The 22,267-nt window shown below is 76.3% G+C and carries 18 protein-coding genes and 1 pseudogene; 9 read left to right on the top strand and 10 right to left on the bottom strand.

From position 1 onward, the window contains the following. The first annotated feature begins 1 nt into the window (after position 1). Genes IEY94_RS08025 through IEY94_RS08015 form a run of 3 tightly spaced genes read left to right on the top strand, consistent with a single transcriptional unit; the run spans position 2 to position 3,845 of the window. A complete protein-coding gene (locus tag IEY94_RS08025) occupies positions 2 to 1,960 on the top strand; it encodes a hybrid sensor histidine kinase/response regulator (protein WP_229783432.1) in 1,959 nt (652 codons plus the stop codon). 17 nt (positions 1,961 to 1,977) lie between these two features. After that, positions 1,978 to 3,576 carry a Na+/H+ antiporter gene (locus IEY94_RS08020; protein WP_189169459.1) on the top strand — a complete coding sequence of 533 codons (1,599 nt, stop codon included), beginning with the start codon at positions 1,978 to 1,980 and terminating at the stop codon, positions 3,574 to 3,576. Next, the gene (locus IEY94_RS08015; RefSeq protein WP_189169458.1) at positions 3,573 to 3,845 is read left to right on the top strand and encodes a UBP-type zinc finger domain-containing protein; all 273 of its coding nucleotides are present in this window, start codon (positions 3,573 to 3,575) and stop codon (positions 3,843 to 3,845) included. The genes IEY94_RS08020 and IEY94_RS08015 overlap by 4 nt, the downstream gene beginning before the upstream one ends. A gap of 13 nt (positions 3,846 to 3,858) precedes the next feature. On the opposite strand, the gene IEY94_RS08010 is transcribed toward IEY94_RS08015, so the two are convergent. Both IEY94_RS08010 and IEY94_RS08005 read right to left on the bottom strand, forming a co-directional pair. Continuing rightward, entirely contained in the window at positions 3,859 to 4,560 is a 702-nt protein-coding gene (locus IEY94_RS08010) for a GAF and ANTAR domain-containing protein (RefSeq protein ID WP_189169457.1), read from the bottom strand. A gap of 81 nt (positions 4,561 to 4,641) precedes the next feature. Then, positions 4,642 to 5,370, bottom strand: coding sequence for a GAF and ANTAR domain-containing protein (locus IEY94_RS08005; RefSeq protein WP_189169456.1), 729 nt, complete (start codon positions 5,368 to 5,370; stop codon positions 4,642 to 4,644). Between the two features lie 1,255 nt (positions 5,371 to 6,625). On the opposite strand from IEY94_RS08005, the gene IEY94_RS08000 reads away from it, so the two are divergent. Continuing rightward, a complete protein-coding gene (locus tag IEY94_RS08000) occupies positions 6,626 to 8,182 on the top strand; it encodes a GAF domain-containing sensor histidine kinase (protein WP_189169455.1) in 1,557 nt (518 codons plus the stop codon). Positions 8,183 to 8,202: 20 nt separating this feature from the next. On the opposite strand, the gene IEY94_RS07995 is transcribed toward IEY94_RS08000, so the two are convergent. After that, the gene (locus IEY94_RS07995; protein ID WP_229783431.1) at positions 8,203 to 9,405 is read right to left on the bottom strand and encodes a helix-turn-helix domain-containing protein; all 1,203 of its coding nucleotides are present in this window, start codon (positions 9,403 to 9,405) and stop codon (positions 8,203 to 8,205) included. A 209-nt stretch (positions 9,406 to 9,614) separates the two neighbouring features. Here IEY94_RS07995 and IEY94_RS07990 point away from each other — a divergent pair, with 209 nt between their 5' ends. Next, positions 9,615 to 10,145, top strand: a complete 531-nt coding sequence (locus tag IEY94_RS07990) for a hypothetical protein (protein WP_189169453.1) — start codon at positions 9,615 to 9,617, stop codon at positions 10,143 to 10,145. A 12-nt stretch (positions 10,146 to 10,157) separates the two neighbouring features. Here the strand turns inward: IEY94_RS07990 and IEY94_RS07985 are convergent, their stop codons facing one another. The 4 genes from IEY94_RS07985 to IEY94_RS07970 form a co-directional block, all read right to left on the bottom strand. Continuing rightward, complete coding sequence (locus tag IEY94_RS07985) at positions 10,158 to 10,676, bottom strand: gluconokinase (protein WP_189169452.1); 519 nt, start codon at positions 10,674 to 10,676, stop codon at positions 10,158 to 10,160. 17 nt (positions 10,677 to 10,693) lie between these two features. Next, complete coding sequence (locus IEY94_RS07980; protein ID WP_229783430.1) at positions 10,694 to 11,758, bottom strand: glucose 1-dehydrogenase; 1,065 nt, start codon at positions 11,756 to 11,758, stop codon at positions 10,694 to 10,696. 211 nt (positions 11,759 to 11,969) lie between these two features. Continuing rightward, positions 11,970 to 12,497, bottom strand: coding sequence for a DUF2231 domain-containing protein (locus tag IEY94_RS07975; RefSeq protein WP_189169451.1), 528 nt, complete (start codon positions 12,495 to 12,497; stop codon positions 11,970 to 11,972). Between the two features lie 325 nt (positions 12,498 to 12,822). Beyond that, positions 12,823 to 13,836, bottom strand: coding sequence for a DNA topoisomerase IB (locus tag IEY94_RS07970; protein ID WP_189169450.1), 1,014 nt, complete (start codon positions 13,834 to 13,836; stop codon positions 12,823 to 12,825). A gap of 221 nt (positions 13,837 to 14,057) precedes the next feature. On the opposite strand from IEY94_RS07970, the gene IEY94_RS07965 reads away from it, so the two are divergent. The 3 genes and pseudogenes from IEY94_RS07965 to IEY94_RS07955 all read left to right on the top strand — a co-directional run. Next, positions 14,058 to 14,639, top strand: a complete 582-nt coding sequence (locus IEY94_RS07965; RefSeq protein ID WP_189169449.1) for an SRPBCC family protein — start codon at positions 14,058 to 14,060, stop codon at positions 14,637 to 14,639. Continuing rightward, positions 14,636 to 15,538, top strand: coding sequence for an SDR family NAD(P)-dependent oxidoreductase (locus IEY94_RS07960; RefSeq protein ID WP_189169448.1), 903 nt, complete (start codon positions 14,636 to 14,638; stop codon positions 15,536 to 15,538). The genes IEY94_RS07965 and IEY94_RS07960 overlap by 4 nt, the downstream gene beginning before the upstream one ends. Then, positions 15,526 to 17,151: pseudogene (locus IEY94_RS07955) on the top strand (phytoene desaturase family protein); the annotation flags it as partial. The gene IEY94_RS07960 and the pseudogene IEY94_RS07955, both read left to right, overlap by 13 nt. 140 nt (positions 17,152 to 17,291) lie before the next feature. Here the strand turns inward: IEY94_RS07955 and IEY94_RS07950 are convergent. Both IEY94_RS07950 and IEY94_RS07945 read right to left on the bottom strand, forming a co-directional pair. Then, complete coding sequence (locus tag IEY94_RS07950; protein ID WP_229783429.1) at positions 17,292 to 17,924, bottom strand: TMEM175 family protein; 633 nt, start codon at positions 17,922 to 17,924, stop codon at positions 17,292 to 17,294. Between the two features lie 123 nt (positions 17,925 to 18,047). Beyond that, positions 18,048 to 19,739: a M14 family zinc carboxypeptidase gene (locus tag IEY94_RS07945; protein ID WP_189169445.1), complete on the bottom strand. Its 1,692-nt coding sequence runs from the start codon at positions 19,737 to 19,739 to the stop codon at positions 18,048 to 18,050. Between the two features lie 312 nt (positions 19,740 to 20,051). Between IEY94_RS07945 and IEY94_RS07940 the strand changes: the two genes are divergently transcribed. Continuing rightward, complete coding sequence (locus tag IEY94_RS07940; RefSeq protein ID WP_189169444.1) at positions 20,052 to 20,477, top strand: uL11 family ribosomal protein; 426 nt, start codon at positions 20,052 to 20,054, stop codon at positions 20,475 to 20,477. 49 nt (positions 20,478 to 20,526) lie between these two features. Here IEY94_RS07940 and IEY94_RS07935 read toward each other — a convergent pair whose 3' ends face one another. Then, positions 20,527 to 22,230: a S8 family serine peptidase gene (locus IEY94_RS07935; protein ID WP_189169443.1), complete on the bottom strand. Its 1,704-nt coding sequence runs from the start codon at positions 22,228 to 22,230 to the stop codon at positions 20,527 to 20,529. Positions 22,231 to 22,267: the final 37 nt, after the last annotated feature.

The raw sequence follows: 22,267 nt of genomic DNA, 5'->3' as shown, positions 1-22,267 counted from the left end.
GGTGGACCCGATCCGCGTACTGATCGTGGAGGACAGCGACGACGACGCCGTCCTGATCGTCCGCCGCTTCCACAGCGCCGGCGTGCCCATCGAGCACGAGCGGGCGGAGACCGCCGCGCAGGTCGCCGAGGCGCTGGACGCCCGCCGCCCCGACGTGGTGATCTCCGACTACAACGTGCCCGGCTTCGGCGCCGAGGCGGCGCTGCAACTCCTGCACGACGCCGGGATCGACGGCGACCTGCCGTTCATCGTCGTCTCCGGCGAGGTCGGCGAGGAGACCGCGGCGGCGCTGATGAAGGCCGGCGCGCACGACGTCGTGCTCAAGGACCGGCTGGCCCGGCTCGTCCCAGCGGTCCAGCGGGAGCTGCGCGAGGCCGCCGACCGGCGGCAGCACCGGCTGGCCGAGGACGCGCTGCGCCGCAGCGAGGAGCGGTTCCGGATGCTCGCCGAGCACGCCCAGGACATCATCTTCCGCTGCCGGCTCGTCCCCGAGCTGGCCCTGGAGTACATCAGCCCGGCCGTCCGCGGCATCCTCGGCTACGAGCCGGACCAGCTCTACGCCGACCCCGGCATCCTGTACTCGGCGATGTGCGACAACGGGATGGAGCGGGTGCTCGCCACCTGGCGCGACCCCGAGCCGGAGCGGCTGACCGTCCAGTGGCGCCGGCCGGACGGGCGATTCGCCTGGACGGAGCAGCGGGTCGTCCGGATCACCGACGACGTGGGCACCCCGGTCGCCGTCGAGGGCATCCTGCGCGACGTCACCGAGGCGGTGCTCGCCGAGCAGGAGCGGGAGCGGCTGGAGCGGCAGCTCCGGCAGACCGAGCGGCTGGAGTCGCTGGGCCAGCTCGCCGGCGGGATCGCCCACGACTTCAACAACCTGCTCGCGGTGATCACCGGGTACTCCGAGATGATCGACGACTCGATGGCCCCGGACGACCCGGCCCGGGACGACCTGGACGGCATCCGCGCGGCGGCCCGCCGCGGCGCCGGCCTGACCCGGCAGTTGCTGATCTTCAGCCGGCGCGAGCCCAGCCGCCCCGAGCGGGTCGACCTGAACGAGGTGGTCCGGGCCACCCACATCCTGCTCCAGCGCACGCTCGGCGAGGACATCGAGGTCGCCCTGGACCTGCACGCCGACCTGCGCCCGGTCGTCATCGACGCGAGCAAGCTGGAGCAGGTCGTGATGAACCTGGTGGTCAACTCGCGGGCGGCGATGCCCGACGGCGGGCGGCTGAGCTTCACCAGCGGCCTGGTCCGCAACGTGGACGACCCGCGCCCGCCGCCGCCGGACGAGGGCGGGCTGGTGTACCTGACCGTCGCCGACACCGGCTGCGGCATGCCGGCCGACGTGGCGCAGCACGCGTTCGAGCCGTTCTTCACCACCCGCGGGCCCGGCGAGGGCAGCGGGCTCGGCCTGGCCACCGCGTACGGCGCGGTCCGCGAGGCCGGCGGCGAGATCCGGCTGGACACCGCGCCCGACCGCGGTACGGCCGTGACCATCTACCTGCCCGCCGCGGCCGGCGCCGCCGCGCCCACCGCGCCGGCCCGCCCGCCGGCGCCGGACGGCGTGCCGGGCGGCGACGAGCGGATCCTCGTGGTCGAGGACGAGGACGCGGTCCGCGAGCTGGTCCGGCGGACGCTGGAGCGGTCCGGGTACCGGGTCGCCGTGGCCGCCGCGCCGATCGAGGCGCTGCGGCTGTTCGACGCGCGGCCGCAGGACGTCGACGCGGTCGTCGCGGACGTGGTCATGCCCGGCATGTCGGGTACGGCGATGGCGGCGAAGATGCTCGAACAGCGGCCCGAGCTGCCCGTCCTGTTCGTCTCGGGGTACACGATGGGCCAGGCCCCCGGCGGCTACGCGCTGCCCGACGGCGCGCCGCTGCTGCGCAAGCCGTTCGAGGCCGACGCGCTGCTGCGCAAGCTGCGCGGCCTGCTCCGCGGCACCCGCCAGGGGTGATCGCCTAGGCTCTGGCCGTGGCGGAATTCGAGGAGATCGTCGCGCTCGTCGCGGTGGTCGTGGCGGTGTCCGCGCTGGCCCGCCGGATCGGCGTGCTGGCGCCCATCGCGCTGGTCGTCGTCGGGCTCGGACTGTCCCTGGTGGTCGACCTGCACCTGCACCTGTCCGGCTCGTTCGTGCTGGTCGGGATCCTGCCGCCGCTGCTGTACGTGGCCGCGCTGCAGATCTCGGTGCCGGCGTTCCGGTTCAACCTGCGGCCGATCCTGCTGCTCGCCGTCGGGCTGGTGGCGTTCACCACGGCGGCGGTCGGGTTCGTCCTGCACGCGCTGCTGCCCGGCGTACCGCTGGCGATCTGCCTCGCCCTCGGCGCCGTCGTCGCCCCACCCGACGCCGTCGCGGCCACCGCCATCGCCCGGCGGATCGGGCTGCCCCGGCGGCTGGTGACGATCCTGGAGGGCGAGAGCCTGCTCAACGACGCGACCGCGCTGGTGCTGTTCCGGGTCACCGTCGCCGCCGCGGTCGGCGCGGCCGCCGGCCCCTGGCACATCGCCGGCGACTTCGCCCGGGCCGCCGGGGGCGGGGTGCTGGTCGGGCTGCTCGGCGCGTTCGTCATGGGGTACCTGCACCAGCGCACCACCGACCCGCTGCTGGACAACACGCTGTCCCTGCTCACCCCGTTCGCCGTCACGCTGGTGGCCGAGCACGTGGGCGCCTCGCCGGTCGTCGCGGTCGTCGTCACCGGCCTGTACCTCGGGCACCGGCTCGTCGTGCTCAAGGCCGCCGCGTTCCGGCTCCAGATGCGCGCGTTCTGGAAGATGGTGACCTTCCTGCTCGAAGGGCTCGTCTTCCTCCTCGTCGGCCTGCACCTGCGCGACGTCACCGCCGGCCTGGACACCCCGCCGGCCACCGTCGCCTGGCTCACCGCCGCCGTCGTCGGCACCGCGATCGCCGCCCGGATCGTCTGGCTCTACCCCGCCACGTACCTGGCCCGGCTCATCCCGCGCGTCCGCGAGCGGGACCCGGCGCCGCCGCCGACCGTACCGGCGCTGCTGTCCTGGGCCGGGATGCGCGGGGTGGTCACCCTGGCCACGGCCATCGCCCTGCCGACCACGCTGGCCGGGGGCGCGGAGTACCCGCGGGAGCTGTTCGTCTGGCTCGCCTTCGCCACCATCGTCGTCACCCTGGTCGTGCAGGGCACGACGCTGCCCGCCGTCGCCCGCTGGCTGCGGATCCCGCCGGACGACGCGTCCGCCGACCTGCTCGCCGAGGCCGGCGTCCAGCACGACGCCAGCCGCGCCGCCGCCCGCCGCCTCGACGAGCTGGCCGGTACGGCGCCGGCCGGGGTGGTGGCGCGGCTGCGGGAGCAGGCGGCGCACCGCAGCAACAGCGCCTGGGAGCGGCTCGGCGCGGCCGGCGAGACCCCGACCCGGGCGTACGCCCGGCTCCGGCTGGCGATGCTCGCCGCGGAGCGGGAGGTGTTCCGGCGGGCCCGGGACGAGGGCCGGATCGCGGAGGAGGTCATGGCCCGGGCACAGTACGACATGGACCTGGAGGAGTCGCTGCTGCTGCCGCGGGGCGGCGAGGAGGCGGCGGCCGGTGAGGAGCGAGGGTCATGAGCTGCGAACACCTGAGATCGTGGCCGGTACCGGCGGATGCCGGCGCCGGGGCGGTGGGCGCCGGCGGGTGCCCGGACTGCGTGGCGGTCGGGGCGACCGGGTGGGTCCACCTGCGGCAGTGCCTGGCGTGCGGGCACGTGGGGTGCTGCGACTCGTCGCCGTACCAGCACGCCCGGGCCCACTGGAACGCGTCGGGCCACCCGGTGATGCGCTCGATCGAACCGGGCGAGTCCTGGCGCTGGTGCTGGTCCGACGACCGCCTCGGCTGACCGCCGGGCCGCCTCAGGCGGGCTCGGAGCCCTCCACGATGGCCCGGGCCAGGTCGGACAGCCGGCGGTTGCGGGCGCGGGCGGACGCGCGCAGCCGCGTGAACGCCCGGTCCATGTCCATGCCGTGCCGCTCCGCGATGACGCCCTTGGCCTGTTCGATGATCACCCGGCTGTTGAGCGCGGTCTGGAGCTGTTCGGCCAGCGTGGTGGTCTCGCTGATCGTGCGGGCCTGCAACAGGCCGATCGTCGCGATGTCCGCGAGCGCCTGGCCCAGCCGGACGACCTCGCCGGGGAAGTGGCCCGGCCGGGTGTCGAACAGGTTGAGCGCGCCGATGACCTCCCGGCGCAGCCGCATGGGCAGGGCGTGCACCGAGGCGAAGCCGATGCGCCGCGCCTCGTCGACGAACCGGGGCCAGCGCCCCGCGACAGCCGCCAGGTCGACGACGGTCACGGGCCGGCCCGTGTGGAAGCACTCCGGGCACGGGCCCTCGTTGCTCTGGAGCTGGAGCACCTCCAGCAGCCGGGTCTCCTCGGTCGAGGCCGCCACCACGTTCAGCGCGCCGCGCTGGTCGGCGAGCAGCAGGCCGACCGCCGGGACGTCCAGCAGGTGCGCGCTGCGGACCGTGAGCCGGTGCAGGAAGTCCATCAGGTCGAAGTCGCCGACGAGGGTGTCGGCCAGCTCGACGAACACCTCGGCCAGTCCATGCTCGGTCAAATCTCTCTCACCCTCGCCGTGCGATTCTCCCGGCGGATTCCGGGGCTTGCCGGATGAACTCGGAATCGGGTGACGCGCCGGTCAGGTCGGGCCATCGGGTCGTCCCTCGGTGTTGATGTGCGGCTCCGGGTGAAAACGTAACCGTCGGGCGACCACATCGCGAGCGACGTCGCTGAGTCGTCGATCGTGCGCGTAGGCGTACGCCCGCAGCCGGACGAAAGCCGCTTCGGCACTGATTCCCGCCTGGACGAGAATCATTCCGGTCGCCTGGTGCACCACCGCGTTGTGGTCGGACCGGCCGTCGGGCTTGTCGGGCGGGTCGGCGCCGTCGAGCAGGAGTACGCAGGCCGTGTCGGCGACCACCAGCACGTCGGCCAGCTCGTCCGCGGTCAGGCCGCCGGCCCGGCGGCGGTACAGGGTCAGCACCCCCACCCGGATGGCGCCCACCTGCAACGGGAGGGCGATCACCGCCCGCACGCCGGCGGTCAGCGCCGCGGGCGCGAACGCGGGCCAGCGGGCCAGGGCCGGCGGGGACTCCAGGTCGACGGCGATGACCGGTCCGCCCCCGGCCGTCGCGGCCACGGCCGGTCCCTCGCCGAACGCCAGGTGCCACTCCTCCACCCGCTCGGCGACGGCGTCCGTCGCGGCGATCGGCTGCCGCGCGGTGGGGCCCGCGGTGATGGCCACCGCCGCGCCGTCCACGCCGGCGACCGCGGCCGCGGCCGCGGCGAGGTGTGCCAGGGTCACGGGTTCGCCGTTGGTGTACTCGCTGATCCGGGTCCAGACCCGGAATGTCCGCTCCTCGCTCACCCCGGCATCACCGGGTCGGACCGGCGCCGGCCCGGTGATGCCGGGGCGGCCGCGCCGGCCACCTCACCGCCGGGCCGCGGGGGAGCCGGCGTCGCGCTCAGGCAAGGTCCCAGCTCGACCCCTGGAGGCGGTCAGCCGCAGAGATGATCATGGCGTCTCCCGATCGTCTGCGTGGCCCTGCGCGGCTCTGTGGCCCGCCCGCGCACTGGGCCGGGCCGCCGGCGTCCGGTTGGTCGATCATGGGGTGGGACCCCCGGCCCCGGCGACGATGATCCGGGAGAACGGAGCAACGGCCTCACCCTACACCCGGCACCGCAGCCGGAACCGGCGTCGGCGGCCCGCCGGTTCGGTGCCCGCCGCGCTGGTTCCGGCGCGGGCGGCGGTCGGAAGCGGTGCCCTCCCGGCCGGACCGGCGCCAGCCGGGTCCGCAGCACCCGCCGTGCCGGGCCCGGTACCCGTCGTCGGGGCCCCGGACACTGTCCGGGGCCCCGACTCCCCCAGTGTGACGGCAGTGCCAGCGCCCCCGGCCGACCAGGGCGAGATCCGCTCCACGCAACCGCGGAGGCGAATCAGTGGGGACGATGACCGGCGCCGTCGAGTTTCGGCTATCGCGGCTTGCGGAATCGGGATTCGGCCTGCGGCTGCGGCGCCCCGTTCAGCACCGGACGCCGGCCGTGAGCAGGCGTGGCGGGTACCGGCAACAGCCGCGGGGTGGGATTCATCGCCGACCGGACCCGGGCCGGCGGCGGAAGGGGCGAGCGGGGCGCAGCCGGCATGGCCGCACCGTCCCGGCGGACCGTGATCGCGGCAGTCGGACCCTGCCCCGCCGGTGGCCGCGGCGCGTCACCGGCCGCTCGGGAGCTGACGTCGATCGGCGACCCGCGGTGTCGCCGGGCCAGCACCCAGATCCCCGACAGAGCCGGGAACGGAGGGGCGCCGCGGCGTGGGGCGGGCGGGGGCGGATCGTCGACATCGCACATGCTGGCCTCCCGGCGAGGAAAGAGCACATGCCGGGGACTGGGGCATCGGCCTTGATGGGCCAGTGAGGACGGTACGCGCCCGGGCCAACGCCCGCAACACGACGGACGTCCGCCCGGCTCCCGGCCGGCGCGGTGGCCGGGAGCCCGGGTGGTCCGCCGATCCCGGGGTGGAGCGCCGGGCCATCGATGCACCCCTTCGGGGGCATCGTGCGGCCCCGGCCACGCCCCGGCGCGATCGCGTCTAGCGTCGAAAATGACGGTCGGAGGGGGTACGGATGGCCAGAGCTGCGCACGGCTACCGGGCCGGCAACGAGACGCTGCCCCGCCTGCTGGACGGCCTCGGCGTCCCGGCGGTGGGGAGTGGACCGCACGGGCAGGCCGCATGGGCGAACGCCGCCGCCCGGGCGCTGTTCGGCGGGCCGGCCGAGGGCGGGCCGGCGGAGCTGATGCGGGCGTGGGGCACGTGGTACGACGCCGACCGGAGCCCGCTGCGCGGCGCGGACATGCCGCTGGCCCGGGTCATGGCCGGGAACGTGCTCCGCGACCTGGAGGTCATGGTCAAGCCGGTCCGGGCGGCGCCGCGGTTCTTCCTGGCCAGCGGCCGGCCGCTGGGCGAGCCCGGCCCGGCCGGCGCGGAGTCGGTGGTGGTGCTGCGGGAGGTCACCGCGCGCCGCCGGATGACCCAGATCAGCCGGTGCCAGGCCCGGGTCGGCGAGTTGTTGTCGGAGCCGGCGCCGGTGGACGCACTGCTGCCGGAGGTGGTGGCGACCATCGGGTCGGCGCTGGAGTGGGCGGCAGCCGAGTACTGGACGGTGGACGGCGTCGCCGGCGTGCTGCGCCGGCGGTTCGGCTGGGATCCCCGCGACCTCGTACCGCCCGAGCTGCCGCCGCACCTGCGGTGCGACGAGGGGCTGGCCGGCCGGGCCTGGCGGACGGGCGGCCCGCTGTGGGTGCCGGACCTGCGCGCCCGCCCGGACAGCGCCGACGTGGCGGGCACCGCCGTGGACTGGGCCACCCTGCGGGCCGGCCTGGCCGTGCCGGTGCCCAGCGGCCGGACCATCCTGGCGATCATGGTGCTGTACAGCGACAGCCCCGAGGACAGCGGCGACACCCGGGCCGCGCTGCTGCCGGGGATCGCCTCCATGATCGGGCAGTTCCTGGAGCGGCGGCGCGCCGAGCGGCTGGACACGGAGCTGGACGAGAGCCGCGGCGAGTACGTCAACCTGGTCAGCCACGAGGTGCGCACCCCGCTCGCGGTGATCGAGTCGTACGCGGACCTGCTGGCCGCCGACCCGCACCTGGGGGGCGATCAGGCCGAGCTGCTGGCCGTCATGCGGCGCAGCGCCAAGAGCATGCACGCCATGGTCGACAAGCTGCTGGACATGGCCGCCCTCCGGGCCGGCGACCGCACCGTCGACCGGGCGCCGGTGAATCTGACCGCCCTGTGCCGCGACGCCGCGGCCGCCGCGCGGGCGGCCGGCGCGGACGTCGAGGTGGACGCGCCCGCCGACGACCTCATCGTCGACGGCGACGCCGCCCGGCTGCGCCGGGTGCTCGACGAGCTGCTGCCGGCGGGCGGCGGCGACGCCCACCGCGTCGAGTTGCGACTGCGGGCCGACGGCCCGACGATCACGGTCAGCCGGGACCGGCCGGCGGTGCCCCCCGACGCCCCGGGCGCCGGCGTGCCGGGCACCGCGCTGGGGTTCACCCTGATCCGCGCGATCGTGGAGGCCCACCACGGCCACCTGACCGCCGACGACGGCAGCGGCGCGGTCGCGTCGTACACCATCCGGCTGCCCGGCCGGGACGCCGCCGGTCCGCCGGCGTCCTGAGCCGCGGGCGCGCCCGCGGCTCAGCCGTTGTCGGGGTACCGGCAGGCGGCCCGCGCGGCCGCCGCGGCCGCCGCCGGGTCGAGCGTCGTCGGGCGCGGCCTCGGCGTGGTGAGGGCCAGCGCGGTCAGGACCGGGGACGGGCCGTCGCCGCCGTAGCAGGCCGCCGCGACGGCCGTCGCGGGCTGCCCGGTGGCCGCCGTCCGCGCCGTGGCCGCCGCGCCGGCGGCGCCCGCGTCGGACCAGCCGGCCTGGCGCCAGTACGGGGCCGTGGGGGCGGAGACCGCGAAGCCGAGCAGCTCGGCGTCCGGGCCGCTCGCGCGCAGCGTCCACCGCCCGTCCCGGCCGGCGGTCGCGGTCAGCGTGAGGGTGCGCGGGTGCGGGCGGGCGTTGGCGCAGGCGATCGGCGGCGCGCCCGCCGGCGGGTTGCCGTGCACCACGGCCGAGGCGACCACGCCGCCGCCGGGCAGGACGAACCAGCGCAGGTCGGGGTACCCGCCGGTGAGGTCGCGGACCTTCTGGCCGAGGCAGTACCCGACGAACCCCACCGTGCACTCCGGCGGCAGCGTGCGCAGGACGGTGGCGTCCCGGGTGGCGCCCGCCCGGACGTGCGCGCCGCCGCGCTTGGTCGAGCCGGTGAAGGCGGCGCCGGTACCGGCGCCGGGGCACAGCGGGGCGGCGTCCGCGGCCGGCTTGTCCGGCTCGTACAGGAGGCCGCCGGCCAGTACGGCGGCGGCGAGCCCGCCGCCGACCCCGAACAGCGCCCGCCGCCGCGCCCGCCGGCCGATCCACCGCCCGCCCCGCTCCCCGCCCGCCGCCGGGCCCGCGGGGGGATCACCCGCCGGCCGCGCCGCGCCGGCCGCCGCCGGGTCCGCCGGTGGATCACCCGCCGGTCCCGCCCCCGCCGGCGCGGCGGGCTCCCCGGCCGGCGGCGCGGCCGGCGGTGCGGCGGCCGGGCCGCCGGCGGCCGGGGTCGGCGGCGAGCCGGCGGCGGCCACCGCGTGCCAGCGGGCGCGCCACGCGGCCGGGTCGCCGCCGCAGGCGCCCACGTACGCCAGCAGTACCTCCAGCGTCGGCAGCCGGGAGCCGCCGGCGGCCTCGGAGAGCGTCGTCGCGCTGTACCCGGCGCGGGTCGCCAGCGCGCGGTACGTCGGATTCCCCGCCGCCGCGCGCAGGCGGCGCAGGTCGTGTGCGAGCGCCGCGAGCGGGCCGGCGGTCGGATCCACGGGGCGCTCCCTGCGGGCCATGGGCTGCTCCGTCCACTTCGGGTGCGCGGGTCACCCGATTGTGTACCGTGCGCGCCCGGCCGCGGGCGGCGGCGCCCGTTGTCCGGGATTGATTGACCGGATCGCCGCCGGGCTTCCGGGCAACCGGGCGGCGGGGTGTGGTGGGGCGGGGCGACCGCCCCACCCGCGTGTCACGACTGGAGGAAGCCATGCGCTACACCCCGACCACCCGGTACCGGACGGCTGCGGCGGCCGCCGCCGCGCTGCTCGCCGCCGCCCTCGCGCCGCCGCCCGCCGCCGCCGCGGCGGTCCCGGCGCAGGGGCCCGGACCGGCCACTCCGGCGGTGTCGGCCGCGCCGGCCGCCGGCTGTACCGGGAAGTTGATCGAGAGCCGGAACCTGACCGTCGCCAAGAAGAAGGTCGGCGAGCTGGACGTCTACTTCGACAGGAAGAAGAACCGCAACTGCGCCGTCATGAACCACGCCAACGCCACGTGGGGCAAGAAGCTGCGCACCCGCGCCTGGGTCGGCGTCTGCACCGAGCGCAAGCCGACCCACAAGCCCTGCCACATCGTGCCGAAGTCCGACCACGCGCAGGAGGGGAAGTTCGCGTACCGGGCCGGTCCGGTGTGGACCAGGGCCGCCTCGTCGGGCCGGTGCATCTCGGCCAGCGGGTACCTGTGGATCGGCGGCAAGCGGTACACGGTCGGCACGAGCCCGTGGGTCGGCCACTGCGGCTGACCCGCCCGGGCCCTAGGGGGTGACCCGCAGCCCCAGGCCGGACAGCACCGCCTCGGCCACCGCCGGTGCCGGCGGCCGGACGTCGACGGTCAGCACGTCCTCGTCCGGCCCCGGCCGCTCGGCCGCCGCGAGCTGGCTCGGCAGCAGCGCCGGCGGGAGGAAGTGGCCGCGCCGGGTGGCCAGCCGCTCGGCGATCACCTCCGGCGGGCCGTCCAGCAGCACCAGCCGTACGGCCGGGCGGCCCTCGGCCAGCGCCGACCGGTGCGCCCGGCGCAGCGCCGAGCAGCTCAGCACGCCCGGCTCGGCGGCCGCGCCGCGGGCGTCGAGCCAGGCGCCGACGGCGGCGAGCCAGGGGCGCCGGTCGTCCTCGTCGAGCGGCTGGCCGGCGGACATCTTGGCCACGTTGGCGGGCGGGTGCAGGTCGTCGCCGTCGACGTACGGCCAGCGCAGGAGCGCGGCCACGAGCCGGCCGACGGTGCTCTTGCCGCTGCCGGCGACGCCCGTCAGCACGATCACGGGCGGGTCGGCCACGGGTACCTCCAGGGGATTCAGGACAGGGTCAGCACGACCTTGATGTCGTCGGGCCGGGCGTCGAGGGCCTCGGCGTACCGGTCCAGCGGCACCCGGCGGGTGATCAGCCGGTCCAGCCAGTCGGCCGGGCAGGCGGTCAGCGCCGCCACCGCCGCCCGGTAGTGCCGGAGGTTGGCGTTGACCGAGCCGACGAGGACGTTGTTCTCCAGCACGAGGTCGCGGTTGCCCGTCCCGACGTCCACCGGCAGCAGCCGGCCGGGCGGGGAGACGCCGGTGAGGCACGCGATGCCGTACGGCGCCAGCCCGGCCGCCGCGGCCACGATCACCTCGGGTACGCCGGTGCTCTCGATGACGACGTCCGGCGCGAGCCCCGCGACCACCTTCTCCACCGGGTCGGTGTGGTAAACCGCGCCCAGCGCGGCGACCGCCGCCGGCTTGGGCCCGTCGGCGACGACGTCCAGGACGTGCACCTCCAACCCGCGCTGGGTGGCCAGCAGGGCGGCGAGCAGGCCGATCGGGCCGGCGCCGGTGACCAGGGCCCGGCGGGGGGCGTACCAGGACCGGGCGCCGATCCGCTCGACCTGCTCCCACGCCTTCGCCACCACGCTGGCCGGCTCGACCAGCACGCCGCGCTCGCCGAGCGACGCCGGCACCGCCACGGCGTACCCCGCCGGGACGGTCCACCGCTCGCTGGCGTACCCGTCCAGCTCCTTGATCCCGCGCTCGGTGTACCGGCCGTTGCGGCACGAGTCGAACTCGCCGTGCGCGCAGGCCCCGCACGGCTCCGGGTCCGGCCGGCGGACCACGCCGACGACGAGGTCCCCGGCGAGGACGTCGGCGCCGGGCGGGGCGGCCAGCACCCGGCCCAGCGACTCGTGCCCGAGCACGAGCGCGTCCTTGCCGGGCGGCGGGGTGCCGAACCAGCCGGCGACGATCTCCCGGTCCGTCCCGCAGACGCCGACCGCCAGGCCCTCGACCAGCAGTTCGCCGGGGGCGGGGGTGGGCGCGGGCACGTCGGCCAGGGTGGTGCTGCCCGCCGTACCGGGGCGCACCGTCAGGGCCCGCATCCGCTCCGCTGTCATGCTTCCGGGTTACCCGGACGCCGTGGCGGGAAACGGTCAGCCCGATATGTCTCGGTTACCGCGGACGTCGGTCCGCCGACCCGGCCGGGCGGGGGCGACCGGTGATGCCGGCGGGTGGCCAGCGATCGCGGCGGCTGTCGGTGGTGGTTGGCGGTTGTCGGTGGCCAGCGGTTGTTGGTGGGTGGCCAGCGGTGGCCGGCGGGCGGGTCGGTCAGTGGATGGTGGCGTGGTCGGCGGGGTGCAGGGCCGGGTGCGGCGTGCGCAGGGTACGGCCGGAGAACGCCAGGTGCCCGCCCAGGAACGCGCTGAAGCCCGCCACCCCCAGCCCCGCCCCCGCGAGCGCGCGCCCGAGCCGGCCGGACCGGCCGGCGGCCAGCGAGGCGGCGTACAGGCCCAGGGCGACCAGGTTGGCGCCCGCGTGGACCACGCCCACCCGGCGCTGGTCGCGGGGCAGCGCCAGCCAGTCGTTGAGCCCGGTCACCATGGCCGGCGCGGCGCCGACGATCCCGACGGCGGTCAGGACGGCCGCGGCCGGTCTGGTCCGCGGGGACAGGTCCAGCACCGCCGCGCTCACCCACGCCCCCACGGGCAGGTGGACGACCGCGGGGTGCAGCGGATGCCCCAACCACCGCCCGCCCAACCCGGCCCGCACGGCCCGCGGCAGCACCCGCCGCACGCCCCGCCACACGGGCTCGCCGACCCGATCCAGCCCCGCCGCCCCGGCAATCCGCTCGGTCACATCCATGACCCCGCCTTCCCCCCACCCCCGCCCCCGAAACCCCGCCAACATGGGCTGAGGCACCGATCCACCCACCATTCGGTACCTCAGCCCATGATCGCCGGCTGCCGGCTGCCGGCTGCGGGCTGCGGTGGGGTCCAGGAGGTGACCCGCGGCCCCGGGCCGTGGTGGACGGTGCGGACCCGGGCGTGGGTGGGGCGTCGTTGGTCGCCGCCGCCGGGCGGGCCGCGGGAGTCGGGGTCGGCGGACCGCGGGTGTCAGGGTCGGGTGGGTGCGGGGTGTCGGGGTCGGGAGACCACGGCTGGGCGGGTATTCGGTCGGTGGGTCAGGAGGTGGTGAGGAGGGTGCGGACGGCGCGTTCGATGCGGCGGCGGGCGGGGGAGTCGCCGTTGTCCAGGTGGGACACCGCGTCCGCCGGGACGGCCGCCACGTCGCCGTCGGCGTAGCGGTCCAGGACGCGCGGGTCCACGTACGACGCCCGGGCCACCGCCGGCGTGTTGCTCAGCAGCTCCGCCACCTCCACCATCACCGCGCGCACCGCCCGCTGCCGGGCCCGCCCCGAGCGCGCCGCCGGGCGGGTGGCCAGGGACGCGGCGGCGTGGACCGTCGCCCACCAGCTCCGGAAGTCCTTGGCCGTGAAGTCGGTGCCGGTCGCCGTACGCAGGTACGCGTTGACGTCCTCGCCGCGGACGGGGCACCAGCGCCGGCCGGCCCGGTCCCAGTACCGGAACAGCCGCTCGCCCGGCGCCCGCCGCAGCCGCCGCAGCACCGCGACCAGCCGCGGGTCGGCGACCACCCGCCGGACGGCGACACCGCCCTTGCCGGCGTACCGCAGCTCCACCGCGCCCCGCCGCGACCGGACGTGCGCCCGCCGCAGCGTGGTCAGCCCGTACGTCGGGTCGTCGGCCGCCGCGGACTCCTCGCCGCCCACCCGGAAGGCGCCCGAGTCCAGCAGCGCGACCAGTACGGCGAGGACGCGGTCGCGGTGCAGGCCGGTCCGGTCGAGGTCGGCGGCGACCCGGCGGCGCAGCCGGGGCAGGCGCGTGGCGGCCGCGGCGACCCGGTCGAACTTCGCCGCGTCGCGGTGCTCGCGCCAGGCGGGGTGGTACAGGTACTGGCGGCGGCCCGCCGCGTCCACGCCGGTGGCCTGGAGGTGGCCGCGCGGGTCGGGGCAGATCCAGACGTCGCGCCAGGCCGGCGGGATGGCGAGGGCGCGCAGGCGGTCGAGGGTGGCGCGGTCGGTGACCGGGGTGCCGTCGGGTCCGGTGTAGCTCGCGCCGCGGCCGCGCCGCCGGCGGGCCAGGCCGGGGCGCCGGGGGTTACTGCGCCGCAGCCGCACCGGGCCACCCGCCGGCCGCGACCCCGCGCCGGCCGGGCCGGACCCCGTAGACGTCGGACGCTTCCATGCGAGCGCCCTTTCCCCGCCCGGCATCCGTCCAACCGAGCAGACAATTCGCCCGGCCCGCACCGCGCCCGGCCCGCACCGCGACCGGCCCGCACCGCGACCAGCAACCCGTGGCCGCGCGGCATAGTTCGCGCGCTGTCGGGTACCTGCACGGCGTGGCTATCACCCGACGCGTCATCGATGCCCCCGCTGAGCGGGTCTACGCCGTCCTCGCCGACGGCTGGACGTACAGCGACTGGGTCGTCGGCACCGCGCACATCCGCGACGTGGACCCCCACTGGCCCGGGCCGGGGGCGCGGATCCACCACAAGGCCGGCCCGTGGCCGCTGTCGCTGCGGGACACCACCGTCGCGCTGAGCTGCGAGCCCGGCCGGCAGCTCGTCATGCGGCCGCGGCTGTGGCCGTTCGGCGAGGCGATGGTGACGATCCGGCTGCACCCGCACGGCGATACCGCCACCCTGGTCACGATCGAGGAGGAGTTCGCCGCCGGGCCGCTGCACTGGGTCCAGACGAAGCTCAACGACCTCGCCCTGCACCAGCGCAACGTCGAGTCGCTGCGCCGGCTGGCGGACATCGCCGAGCGCCGCCGCCCCACGACCGCCACCGCGGCCACCCCGAGCGTCGCCGCCCCGGACGCCGCAACCGCCGCGAACCCCGACAAGCCGGCACCCGGCAAGTCGGCATCCGGCAAGTCGGCACCCGACAGGCCGGCGCGCGCCGAGAGGGCCGTCCGATGAGCGGGCCGCGGGTCGTGGTCGTCACCGGTGGGTCGTCCGGCATCGGCCGGGCCACCGCGCGGGCCTTTGTCCGCCGCGGCTGGGCCGTCGTCGTCGCCGGCCGGGACCCCGCCGCCCTGGACCGGGTCCGGGACGAGTGCGGCGCGTACGGCGTGCCGACCGACGTCAGCGACCCCGACGCCGCGGTCGCGCTCGCCGCCGCGGCGGTGGACCGGTACGGCCGCCTGGACGCCTGGGTGAACGCCGCCGCCGTCGCCGCGTTCGGCAGCGTCGAGGCCACCCCGCCGGCCGACGCCCGCCGGGTCGTCGAGGTCAACGCGCTCGGGTACCTGTACGGCGTCCGCGCCGCCCTGCCCCACCTGCGCCGGGCCGGCGGCGGCACGATCGTCAACGTCGCGTCGGCCGTCGGCGTGCTCGGGCACCCCGGCGCCGCCGGCTACGCGATGAGCCGGTTCGCCGTCCGGGGGCTGTCCGCGAGCCTGCGGCAGGAGCTGCTGCTCGCCCGGGAGCGGCGGATCGCCGTGTGCACGGTCCTGCCGGCGAGCGTCGACACCCCGCTGTACCGGGCGGCCGCGAACCACTCCGGCCGCGTCGTCCGGGCACTGCCGCCGGTGTACCGGCCGGGGCGGGTCGCCGCCGCGATCGTCGGCCTGCCGGACCGCCCCCGCCGGACCACCTACGTCGGCGCCGCCGGCCGCGCGGCCGGGCTGGCCTACCGGCTGGCGCCCGCGCTGGTCGACCGGGTGTACGTGGCGCACGCCCGGCGCAACCAGTTCCTCCCGGAGCCGGCCGCGGCCACGTCCGGGAACCTGTACGAACCACTCCACCCCGACCCGCGCGAGCAGACCGGGCCCGAGACGACGGAGGCGGCGGGTCCGGAGCCGGCATGGACCCGGTAGCCGCCCGCCGCCGCGGCCCGCTGCCCGGCCGCCGGGTGGACGCCGTCGTCGTCGGCGCCGGCCACAACGGCCTGGTCGCGGCGAACCTGCTCGCCGACGCCGGCTGGGACGTCGTCGTGCTGGAGGCCACCGGGGCGCCGGGCGGGGCGGTGCGCTCGGCCGAGGTGACCGCGCCGGGGTACCTGTCCGACCTGTACAGCTCGTTCTACCCGCTCGGCTACGCCTCCCCGGTCCTGCGCGGGCTGGGTCTCGACCGGTACGGCCTGGCCTGGCGGCACGCCCCGGACGTGCTCGCGCACATCCTCCCGGACGACCGGGTGGCGGTGCTGCACCGCGACCTCGACCGCACGGCCGCCTCGCTGGAGGCGTTCGCCGAGGGCGACGGCGACCGCTGGCGGGCGGCGTACGCCGACTGGCGCCGGGTCGCCGGCCCGATGGTCGACCTGCTGATGACGCCGTTCCCGCCGGTCCGGCGCGGCCTCGGAATGCTCGGGACGCTCGGCGTCGGCGACGCGCTGCGGCTGGCCCGCCGGCTGCTGCTGCCGGTGCGCAAGCTCGGGCAGGAGCTGTTCGCCGGCGCGGGCGGGCGGGCGCTGGTCTCCGGCTGCGCGCTGCACGCCGACATCGGCCCGGACGACGCCGGCTCCGGCGTGTACGGCTGGCTGCTCGCGATGCTCGGCCAGCAGGTCGGCTGGCCGGTCCCGGCCGGCGGCGCGCAGGCGATCACGGACGCCCTGGTCGAGCGGCTGCGGGCCCGCGGCGGGGAGATCGAGTACCACGCCGCCGTCGACCGGATCCCGATCGCGCACGGCCGGGCGCTCGGCGCCCGGACCACCGACGGCCGGGCCTGGCGGGCCCGCCGCGCGGTGCTGGCCGACGTGCCGGCCCCGGCGCTGTACCTGGACCTCGTCGGCCCGGCCGCGCTGCCCGCGCGGCTGGTCGAGGACCTGGCCCACTTCCGCTGGGACGGCAGCACGGTCAAGGTGGACTGGGCGCTGTCGGCGCCGGTGCCGTGGCGCAACCCGGCCGCCGCGGGCGCGGGGACCGTCCACCTCGGCGCGGACGTCGCCGGCCTGGCCCGGTACGCCGGCGAGCTGTCCGCGGGGGACCTGCCGCGGGAGCCGTTCCTGCTGGCCGGGCAGATGTCGGTGGCCGAGCCGGCGCACTCGCCGCCGGGTACGGAGTCGATGTGGGCGTACACCCACCTGCCGTTCCGCCGCACCTGGTCCGCCGCGGAGATCGCCGAGCACGCCGCCCGGATGGAGGCGATGCTGGAGCGGCACGCGCCGGGCTTCGCCGATCTGGTCGTGGGCCGGTACGTCGCCGGCCCGGCCGAGCTGGAGCGGGAGAACCCGAGCCTGGTCGGCGGGGCGATCGGCGGCGGTACGGCGGCGGCGTACCAGCAGCTCTTCCTGCGCCCGGTCCCCGGCCTCGGCCGCGCGGACACCCCGGTCGAGCGGCTGTACCTGGCCAGCGCCTCGGCCCACCCGGGCGGCGGGGTGCACGGCGCGCCCGGCGCCAACGCGGCCCGGGCGGCCCTGGCGGCGGCCCGGCCGCTGGTCGGCGGCGCGTACCGGGCGGCGGTCCGGACGGCGCACCGCGCGCTCTACCGGCCGGCCGCGGCGCCCGCGCCGACGCCGCCGGGCGCCGGCGGCCACCCGATCGAGGAGTCGTCCCGCCCGCTCACCGGCGCCGACCGCTGAACCCCGCCGACCGCTGAACCCGGTGACCGGCGCCCGCGGCGCGGAGCCGGCTACGCGGTGGCGGCCGCGGGCGGCCGGGCCCGGCGGGCGGCGGCGCGGCGGCGCAGGAAGCCGGACACCGCCGGTACCGCGGCCCAGCACGCGTACGCCCACGGCGTCACCAGCGCGACCGGGATCGACACCAGGAACGCCGCGGCCAGCACCGCGGACCCGCGCATGTTGTCGGCGAGCACGCCGGGCGGCGTCTCGGGGTGCGCCAGCCCGGCCCGCCGGACGTGCCGGATCATCAGCAGGAACAGCACGTTCGCGGTCGCCTGGACCAGCGCGTAGAAGCCGAACCGGACCTGGAACGCGCCGTCCTCGCTCAGCACCTCGGTGGCGAACGGCGTGATCACCTGGAGGAACAGCCAGCCGGCGGTGAGCCGGCCGAGCGTCCGGTCGAGGTGGTCGACGTGCCGGAACACCCGGTGGTGCCCGGACCAGTGCGCGAAGATCACCAGGAAGCTGATCGCGAAGGCGACGTACTCCCCGCTGTCCGCCCGGGCCGCGTGCAGCATCTCCCGGTTGGTCGCGCCGGCCGGCACCGGCAACTCCAGCGCCAGCAGCGTGATCGCGATGGCCAGCACCGCGTCGGTGAACAACTGCTGGCGCTCGCTGGCCGCCGCGCTGAACCGATTCCGCACCACACCCCCACCCTGCCAGACGCCCGCGGGCCCGGGCGCCCGCACGCGGACAACAGAGCCGGGGTACCCGTGCGGGTACCCCGGCTCGTGTTCGGTTGTCGGCACCGCGCGCGGTGCCGGGGGTCAGGAGGCGTGCAGCCAGGTGGCCGTCGTCGGCCCCCAGTTGCCCTGCTTGTCCTTCGCCCGGACGTACACCAGGTGCTTGCCCGGCGCCAGGCCCGCCGCCGCGGCGACCGTGCCGGTCGCCGTCGCGACGCCCCGCACCGACCGCGCCAGCGCCATCGGCGTGGCGTCGGCGAAGCTCGGGTCGAGCGCGAACTCGGCGACGGCCAGGTCACCCTCGGCCCGCTCGCGGCCGGCCGAGGCCAGCTCGTACGTGCGGGTGTCGATCCGCGCCGTCACCGTCGTGCCCGAGGTGCTCGCCTCGCGGACGTTCGGGCCGAGGCTGCTGGCGTACGGCGACTTGGCGATCTTGCTCAGGTACATCAGCACCTTCTGGTTGGCGTTCCAGTAGGTGTCCACGCAGGAGTACGGCGGGTGGAAGTTGGTGCCGCCGCACTGGCCGCTGCCGCCCAGCTCGATCGTCGCCGAGGCGACGCCCAGCTTGTCGTAGACCCAGTCGTCGTGCCCGCCGGAGGCGGCGTAGAGGATCTGCGGCGCCTGGCCGGTCTGGTAGCCGTTGTACGACTTCATCTGCGCGCCGATCGCCTTGAGCGGCCGGTCGTTCGGCGTGGGGGTGTTGGCGTACTGCCACGGGATCAGGTTCATGCCCGCGACGGTGTGGATGGAGAGCATGTACCCGGTGGCGGTGGCCGGCGCCGGGCCGTTGCCGTCGCGCTGCTTCTTGAAGATCTTCTGCCAGATCCCCTGGAGCGCCTGGTTCTCCACCTCGCTGTTGGCGCGCGGCCCGAGGTAGGTGTCGTTGCACGGGTCCTTCGAGGTGCCGGCCCCGCCCCAGTTGCTGCCGTTGTTGCGGTTCAGGTCGACGCCGACCGACACGCCGGTGCAGTTGCCGCCGGTGGGGTTGCGGTTCTTGCGCTGCATGCTCGGGCGGGAGCCCTGGGCGACGACGTCCAGGCCGTCCGGGTTGTGCACCGAGATCACCCAGACCTCGGTGGAGTCCAGCAGGGCGGTGACCTCGGCGTCGGTGCCGTAGCTGCCGGTGAGCTTGTCGATCAGCTTGTACGACATCTCGCCCGCGGCGATCTCCCGCGCGTGCGTCTGGGTCATCAGGAAGAAGCGCGGCTTCTTGGCATCGGTGCGCTGCTCGCAGTCGCCGGCCCCGATCTTGGTGATGCAGAGGACCTGGAGGTCGTACTTGCCGGTGTACGACTTGCCGATGTTGTACAGCTTGGCCAGGTCGGGCTTGGCCGAGGCGACGGACTCCACGTGGTTCTTGTGGCCCATCGAGGTGTGGTACCCGCCGTAGAACGTGTCGGCGACCTTCTGCGGTCCGGTCCGGCCGATCAGGCCGCCCGGGTTCGCCCAGGCCGGCTTGAGCGTCTCGAACACCTCGGTGTGGAACCCGGCCGCGACCAGCCGCTCCCGCGCGGCCTCGTCGCCGGCGACGTAGAGGGTGTCGCCGTCGCGGTCCTCCAGGAGGTCGAAGCCGCCCTTGGCCAGCTTCTCGGCGGCCGCGGCGGGTGCGCCGCCCCGGACGGAGTAGACGTACGTGGTGGCCGGGCCGGTGTCGAGACCCTGGCGCTCGGCGATGTCGCGCAGGCGGGGGTCCGCCCCGGCGGGCTGGGTGAACGCGGTGGCGAGGGCAGCGGTCACCGCGACCGCGAGGGCCCACTTGCTCCGTTGCTGGCTCATTGGCTACCTCGGGGGTGGGGGATATGAGGTGGGGAAAGTTGGTGCGGGTGCGCGGCGGGTGGGTCCGCCGATCGATCCGCTTCTATACAGCGGTACCCGTGGCGGAATGTCAAGGGATACGTCACCGGCGCGGGCCCTGTGATGGCTCGCGCGATGGTTCGCCCGATCGGGCGCGCCGCCGGTACGAAACCGCAGGTCACCGGGCGGTCGACGGGCGGCGCCGGGGTCGTGGACCGCTGCGGTAGGATCGGAGCGCTGGGGTCCGACCTGCGCCCCGTGACGTTTCCACCAGGCTGTAGGAGACCAAGGCAGATGCCTCCGAAGAAGAAGACCCAAGAGATCACCCTCGAACTCGAGGCCGGCAACTGCTCGATGGTCGAGCTTGGCAAGAACCTCGGCCCGAGCGGTGTCAACACCCGTGGTGTCAAGCAGGAGTACGACGAGGCCACCTCGAGCCAGCGCGGCGAGATCATCCCGGTCGTCGTCTCGGTGTACGAGGACCGCAGCTTCACCCTGCGGTACAAGACGCCGCCGACCAGCTTCCTGGTCAAGAAGGCGCTGGCGAGCAAGTCCGGCTCGCAGCGGCCGGGCCACGAGACCGCCGGCCAGCTCACCAAGGACCAGCTCCGGGACATCGCCACCCGCAAGATGCCGGACCTGAACGCCAACGACGTCGAGGCCGCGATGGCGATCGTCGCCGGCAGCGCGCGCTCGATGGGCGTGACCGTCCAGCAGTGACCGCGTAGCGAAAAGGGCCCGGCGCGCTGCGCCGGGCCCTTTTCGTGGGTCAGGGCTGTTCGCCCGGCTTCAGCGGCTTGGTCACCGCCGCGTAGGCGTCCACGATGCCGTAGCCGTGGAAGCCGTTGAAGTTCTCGGTGCCCGTGCAGGTCGCGGTGTAGACCGTGCCGTCCTTCTGCGGGTACGAGACCGTCCCCTCCTTCGGGCACGGGCGGGCCGCCGCCGTCCGGTACAGGTGCTGCTCGACCAGCGCCGGCTTCATCGTCCGGTCGCCCTCGCCGGCCCGGCTGCCGTACTTGCTCACGATCAGCGCCGCCACGCCCGCCGCGTACGGCGAGGCCATCGAGGTGCCCTGGAGGAACGTGTAGTACCCGCACGCCCCGGCCGCCGTGCACTGCTTGAACACGCTGCGCTCGTAGCCGGGCGCCACGTTGCCCGCGGCGTCGACCATGTTCTTCTCCGCGAGCACCCGGCGCGGGTACGTCGACAGGATCAGGTTCTCCGGCTGGTCGTGGTCCGGCGTGCCGGCGTAGTCCCGGCGGAACCCGCCGGGCGCGCTCACCGAGATCTGCTCCACCCCGTAGTTGGAGTAGTCCGACTTGCGGGCCGACGGGCCGAGCGCCGCGACGCCGATGACGTGCGGGCCCTCGACCGGCAGGTCCACGCAGGTGGCGTTGTCGATGTCCCGCGGGTGCGCGGTACCGGCCGGGTGGTTCGGGCTGGTCAGGTCCCTGCCGGGCGCGCCCAGGTCGACGTGCGCGTTGCCCAGCGCACCGACCAGCGTCACCCCGCGCTTGTGCGCGTGGTTCAGCGCCCGGCTCATCGCCTTGATCGTGGCCCGCTGCTGGGCCTGCTGCTCGGGCGAGTCGGCCGGGTTGTTCGGGCAGTTGTACGCCCACGGGTCGACGTAGAAGGACATGTTGACCACGTCGATGCCCGCGTCCCCGGCGTAGGTCAGCGAGTCGACCACCGAGTCGAGGAAGAAGAAGCCCGAGTCCTGGCCGCCCTTCAGCTCGACCAGCCGGACGTTCGGCGCGACGCCGGAGATGCCGACGCCGTCGGCCGCGGCGGCGATCGAGCCGGCCACGTGGGTGCCGTGGCCGCCGTCGTCGGTGCCGACCGGGTCGACGCAGCCGCGTACCTCGCACGGCCCGTCGATCGCCTCGATGTCCGGGGCGAAGTTGCGGGACAGCCCCGCGTCGAAGTTCGCCGCCAGGTCCGGCTGGCTCGCGTCCAGACCGGTGTCCAGGACGCCGACGGTCACGTCGCGGGAGCCGGGCTCCTTCTGCCGGGCCAGGTCCGACCGGACCATCCGCAGGCCCCACAGCTTGTCGTCCAGCGGGTCGGTCGCGCCGCGCGGGGCGGTGAGCCGGCCGGGCCGGCCGGCGCCGGCGCCGGCCGGCAGCGGCTCCTCGACCGGGTCGACCTTGCGCACGCGCGGGGTGTGCCCGATCGGCCGCTGCGGTACGGCGGCCAGCAGCGCGCCCGACCGGTACGCCCGGCCGGCGAAGTCGGCCCGCCGGCTGACCACGCGGTACGTGCCCGCGGCGGGGTTGTGGGCGACGACCGTGCCGCCGGCGGCGGCGATCGCGGCGGCGGCGTCGGCGGCCGGGACGCCGTCCTCGGCGACCACGGTGAAGGCGGTGGGCGGGCCGGCGGCGGGCGCGGGTCCGGCGGGGAGCAGGGCGGCGGCGAGGGTCGCGGCGGCGGCCGCAGCCACTACCGCACGGCGGGTGGATTTAGGTGAATACACGTATTCGTCCTCTCCTGAATGGACATCGCGTATCCAA

The sequence above is a fragment of the Pilimelia anulata genome (assembly GCF_014647895.1).
Taxonomy (GTDB): Bacteria; Actinomycetota; Actinomycetes; order Mycobacteriales; family Micromonosporaceae; genus Pilimelia; species Pilimelia anulata.
This window is presented reverse-complemented; position numbering and strand designations above follow the sequence as displayed.